Consider the following 877-nt stretch of genomic DNA (forward strand, 5'->3'; position numbering starts at 1 on the left):
AACGCTCATCTCTATCACCAGCTACAGGTATCTGCTATCTGATTAGGTAAAAACCGAGGGTTTTCTGCAAGAGGAGCAAATAAATTGAGCGATTCCCTTGTCAAGCGCACCTCTTTCTCTGACAATGGATGAAGGACTGATGAGAAACGATCAGTTATAGTGAGACAGCCTTAGCAAGCCAGTAAAAGACTCCTAAATTCACTCTGAGCTGCCACAAATTGCCGTCATACCAACTTCTAGGACAAAAATAGGAATGCGAGTAACTTTTACCGAAAATCAGGGTTTTAGAAAGGAATTGAATAAACGGGTTGATGCTTATTTTACCGAAAACGGCATCCCCACCAGAGATAATTTTGCCATGTACCTGAAGACGATCACGATTTTAACTTGGGTAATTGCCGCTTGGCTGTTTGTGCTTTTTGGTCCGGATATCTGGTGGCTAAAAATTATCGGTTGTATGGTTTTAGGAGCAGGATTAGCAGGGATTGGTTTTAGTATCGGTCATGATGCTAACCATGGCGGCTATTCTAGTAAAAAATGGGTTAATTCTCTCCTTGGCATGACCTACGATTATATCATCGGTGCTTCCAGTTATCTCTGGCGTTTTCGTCATAATTATCTCCATCATACCTATACCAATGTTTTAGGGTACGATGTGGAAATTCACGGCGATGGTATCGTGCGAATGACTCCCCATGCCGAGCATAAATGGTATCATCGTTATCAACATTTATTTATCCCGATTCTCTACGCTGTAATTCCTATCTATTGGTCATTCTCCGATGTGCGCTCCATCTTCCTTAGTCATCGTTTTGGCGGGATTAAAATTCCCAATCCTAAACCGATCGATCTATTCGTTTTATTGAGCGGAAAAGTT

Annotated in this window: 1 protein-coding gene; it reads left to right on the top strand. The window is 41.7% G+C overall.

All coding sequences use genetic code 11. The annotated features are described in order from the left end of the window. Positions 1-253 precede the first annotated feature (253 nt). Positions 254-877 (top strand): fatty acid desaturase family protein (locus MICAI_RS17625; RefSeq protein ID WP_039900473.1); only part of this gene is annotated, 624 nt, incomplete at its 3' end.

This window comes from Microcystis sp. T1-4 (assembly GCF_000297435.1).
GTDB lineage: Bacteria > Cyanobacteriota > Cyanobacteriia > Cyanobacteriales > Microcystaceae > Microcystis.